The sequence below is a fragment of the Nonomuraea turkmeniaca genome (assembly GCF_005889735.1).
Classification (GTDB): domain Bacteria; phylum Actinomycetota; class Actinomycetes; order Streptosporangiales; family Streptosporangiaceae; genus Nonomuraea; species Nonomuraea turkmeniaca.
Map to the genome: position 1 here is coordinate 1 of NZ_VCKY01000426.1, position 4,107 is coordinate 4,107.

Here is a 4,107-nt window from a genome sequence, read left to right on the forward strand (position 1 = left end):
CGCCCATCCCATGGGCCGCGACCGTATCGGAAATCCCCGCCCGCAGCGCCCTCCTCCGCACCTCCGCCAGTCACCCGGTGCCTTTTCCAAACCCATTCGAAAAATCCGGCATTACTTTGGCCGGGCCAGGGAAGGGAGGGTTGCCGCAGGTCACAAGCCTGGGACGGGAGCCTGTAGCGCCACGTGCACACGACGTAGCGGCTCGATTTCGAAGGGCCGACCCAGCGGCCATTTCCCGCAATTGCTTCTCAATTACGATACAAGGCAGTTTGTTCGAGAAATAGGCTTTGCCGCTTATAGGGGGACCATGCGGGCGGCCGTCGCTACCGTGGGAAATGTCCATAGCGCCGTCGCGGCGAAATACCGAAAACCGTGAACGACGCTTCGGCGAGTTCCCGGCCCGGTCTGGGACTCCTCCCTCCATCAGGAGCGATTCATGGTGAAACGACTTCTTGTCGCCACCGTCATGGCCGCGTCCACGCTAGTGATCAGTGGCCCGATCACCTCACAGCCCGCCAACGCCACCGAATCCACCGAAACCACCGACTCACTGTGCACGGGTGCCCAGCAGAGCGCCGCACCGGGGTCTGCCGCGGTCAAGTGCCGCTACAAGACCATCTACGGCGACTGGTGCAAGCAGTGCTACAGGAACGGAAAGTGGAGAACGGAGTTCTGCTCGGACCCGGACGAGGAAGAGGATGAGGAGTAGCAGCAGCTGGTGAGGCGGATCCCACCAGCGCATCCCCGCTCCGCGAGGACACCCCTCGCGGAGCGCCCCCGCGCGCGGCGGCCTCAGAACGGCGGGGCGGTCACGACGCGTCGAGCCAGGCGTCCACGTCGCTCCGGAGGCGGGCCTTGAGGACGTCGGGGGCGAACGAGGCGTCGATCGAGGCCCGGGCCAGGTCGGCCAGGTCGTGGTCGTCGTAGCCGAAGACGTCGCGCAGCCGGGTGTACTCCTCCGCGAGCGCCGTCTCCCCGTCGGTGTTGACGGTGACCGCCAGCCCGGCCGCCCGCAGGCGCGGCAGCGGGTGGTCGGCGAGTGAGGGAACGAACCCGAGCAGGACGTTGGACGTCGGGCAGACCTCCAGCGGGATCCCGCGCTCCCGCACCTCCGCCACCAGCGTGTCGTCGTCGAGCACCCGGATGCCGTGCCCGAGCCGCTCGGCGTGCCCCACGTCGAGCGCCTCGCGGATGCTGGCCGCCCCGGCCGCCTCCCCCGCGTGGTGCGTCAGGCGCAGCCCCGCATCCCTGGCCGCGTCGCACACCTCCGCGAACGGGGCGAGCGGGTGGGCCTCGTCGCGGGCCAGCCCCAGGCCGATCACGGCGTCATAGCGGGTGGCCAGCTTCAACGTGCGCCACAGCCGCTCGACCGGCCGCCGCCTGGAGTGGTCGAGCAGCACCCGCCACTCGATGCCGTACCTGGCCCCGCCCTCGGCCATGCCCTCGAGGACCGCCTCCAGCGGCATCTCCGGCGCGCCCAGCCGCTCGCCGTGGGAGGCGGCGGTGAAGGTCACCTCCACATAGCGGGTGCCCTGCGCCGCCTCGTCCTCGCAGAACTCCACCGCGATCCGCCTGAAGTGCTCGGCCGTGCGCAGCAGCTCCCGCACCCGCGCCCGCGCGTCGCCGAACTCCCTGAAGCTGCGGAACCCGTTCTCGGGCTCACGCGAGCCGCCCAGCTCCCGCGCGGTCTCCGGCCGCACGGTGCTCTCGAGGTGAACGTGCAGGTGGGCCTTGGGCAACGACCGTATATCTCTCACGCCCCAACCTTATGAACCCGTCCCGCCCGTGCGCACGCCGATTTCACGTGGCGGACTGCCTGGTGAGGCGGATCTTGGACTGCTTGTGCGGGAGGCGTTCCCAGTCCTCCATGAACGTCGCCGTGAACCCGTACTTGCCGGCCAGGGCCACGAGCGTCTCGGTGCGGTAGTAGAAGTCCTCGCGCAGCACCTGGTGTTCCTTGCCCTCGGTCCGGTCGAAGGTGAAGTCGAACCAGCCGTTCGGCTTCATGACACGGCCCACGTGCGCGAAGCACTCCTCGATGACGTGCAGCGGCGAGTGCGAGAAGACGCTGTGCGCGTGCACGACGTCGAAATGCCGGTCGGGCAGGAACGCGAAACGCAGATCGCGTACCGGGGTCAGATAGGGCAGTTTGTCGCCCAGGCCGTGCTCGATGAGCGTGTCCTGCGCCGCCATGAGGATGTCGGGCGAGATGTCGATTCCGTAATAGTTTCCGGTGTGCAGGTAGTCGATGAACAAATGGCCTGCGCGCAGGTTGCCGCAGCCGATTTCGAGCATGCGGCATTCCGGCTTGAGCCCGTGTTCGACGAGGTAGTCGAATTGCATGCGACCGAGCGCCAGCCAGCGTTTGTGCGTGTGGGAGCCGACCGCGCCCCCAGGGTCGCGCGCGGTGTCGGACCTCATGACGGCCCGGTAGTAGGCGACGTGGTCGCGGGTGCGGAGCATGAACCACGTGTCGCGGGCCAGCCGGCGCAGGTGCGGCACGATCTTGTGGGGATTTTTGAACGCGTAGGTCGCCTGGTGGACGACGCTGGAGCGGGTGCGTTTCACGGTTGGGAATCTAGGCCAGCCGCCGTGCCGGTCAAAGGCCCAATGCGACACTTTTGAGTTTGCTTTTGCCCAGCCTTTCTCCGACCAGCGGAAATTCTGGCCCAGAAAGGTGCCGACACCCCCAAAGAGATCATCTGCGCGGCACCCGGGCATGCATCCGGAAATCAGTGGAGATCAGCTGAGATAGTCGCGAAGCGCCAGCGAGCGGGACGGGTGGCGGAGCTTGGACATCGTCTTGGCCTCGATCTGCCTGATGCGCTCGCGGGTGACCCCATAGACCTTGCCGATCTCGTCCAGTGTCCTCGGCTGGCCGTCGGCCAGGCCGTAGCGCAGGCTGATCACGCCCGCCTCCCGGTCGGACAGCTGGTCGAGCAGGGCGTTCAGCTGCTGCTGGAGCAGGGTGAACGAGACCGCGTCGGCCGGGGAGACGGCCTCGACGTCCTCGATGAGGTCGCCGAACTCGCTGTCACCCTCCTCGCCGAGCGGCGTGCTCAGGGAGATCGGCTCGCGGCCGTACCGCTGGACCTCGGCGACCCGGTCCACCTCCAGGTCGGTCTCGGTGGCGATCTCCTCGGGGGTGGGCTCGCGGCCGAGCTCGCTCTGCAGGCGGCGCTGCACCCGCGCCACCTTGTTGATCAGCTCCACCATGTGGACGGGGATGCGGATCGTCCGGGCCTGGTCGGCCATGGCGCGGGTGATGGCCTGCTTGATCCACCAGGTGGCGTACGTGGAGAACTTGAAGCCGAGCCGGTAGTCGAACTTCTCGATCGTCCGGATCAGGCCCAGGTTGCCCTCCTGGATCAGGTCCAGGAAGAGCATGCCGCGGCCGGTGTAGCGCTTGGCGATGGAGACGACCAGCCGCAGGTTGGCCTCCAGCATCTGGCTCTTGGCGCGGGTGCCGTCGTCGGCGATCCACTCCAGGTCGGCTCGTAGGTCGGCAGGAAGCCCCGGCTCGGTGTCGAGCCGCTCCCTGGCGAACAGGCCGGCCTCGATGCGCTTGGCCAGGTCGATCTCCTGCTCGGCGGTCAGCAGCGGGACGCGCCCGATCTGCTTCAGGTACGCCTTGACCGAGTCCGCGCCGACCGCCGGGCCACCGTCAGCGCCACGGTCGGCGATGTTGTCGTCCAGTTCGAGAACCTCTGCTGCTTCGGACAAAACACACTCCTCGCTCGCGTTGGATGGACGCGCCAAACTTGGGTCGCACCTAACTTTAGGTTGCGCCACTGATTTGGTCAACCTAAAATCAGGTCGAACCTAAAAATTTATGGAAGACTGTGGCTATGAGCATCGACACCTTGGGCTTGCGGGAACAGAAGAAGCGAGAGACCAGGCAGGCCATCTCCGACCACGCTACCCAACTGTTCCTGGAACGTGGCTTCGACCGGACGACGATCGCCGACATCGCCGCCGCGGCCAGGGTCGCGAAGATGACCGTGACGAACTACTTCCCCCGCAAGGAGGACCTGGCGCTCGACCACCACGAGGCCTTCGTGGCGGGGCTGGCGGGGCTGCTGCACGTCGCCGCCGATCGGGCGTTCG

4 protein-coding genes and 1 pseudogene are annotated in these 4,107 nt (G+C 67.1%); 2 read left to right on the forward strand and 3 right to left on the reverse strand.

Annotated elements, in window-relative coordinates:
* The first annotated feature begins 436 nt into the window (after window positions 1-436).
* Window positions 437-709 carry a hypothetical protein gene (locus ETD86_RS52880; RefSeq protein WP_138674158.1) on the forward strand — a complete coding sequence of 91 codons (273 nt, stop codon included), beginning with the start codon at window positions 437-439 and terminating at the stop codon, window positions 707-709.
* 100 nt (window positions 710-809) lie between these two features.
* Here the strand turns inward: ETD86_RS52880 and add are convergent, their stop codons facing one another.
* The 3 genes and pseudogenes from add to ETD86_RS52895 all read right to left on the reverse strand — a co-directional run.
* The gene (gene add, locus ETD86_RS52885) at window positions 810-1,757 is read right to left on the reverse strand and encodes an adenosine deaminase (protein WP_138674159.1); all 948 of its coding nucleotides are present in this window, start codon (window positions 1,755-1,757) and stop codon (window positions 810-812) included.
* Between the two features lie 43 nt (window positions 1,758-1,800).
* Complete coding sequence (locus ETD86_RS52890; RefSeq protein ID WP_246149507.1) at window positions 1,801-2,568, reverse strand: class I SAM-dependent methyltransferase; 768 nt, start codon at window positions 2,566-2,568, stop codon at window positions 1,801-1,803.
* A 174-nt stretch (window positions 2,569-2,742) separates the two neighbouring features.
* A pseudogene (locus tag ETD86_RS52895) lies at window positions 2,743-3,717 on the reverse strand (RNA polymerase sigma factor); the annotation flags it as partial.
* Between the two features lie 131 nt (window positions 3,718-3,848).
* On the opposite strand from ETD86_RS52895, the gene ETD86_RS52900 reads away from it, so the two are divergent.
* Window positions 3,849-4,107: TetR/AcrR family transcriptional regulator (locus tag ETD86_RS52900; RefSeq protein ID WP_138674162.1), on the forward strand; the 259-nt coding region annotated here is incomplete at its 3' end.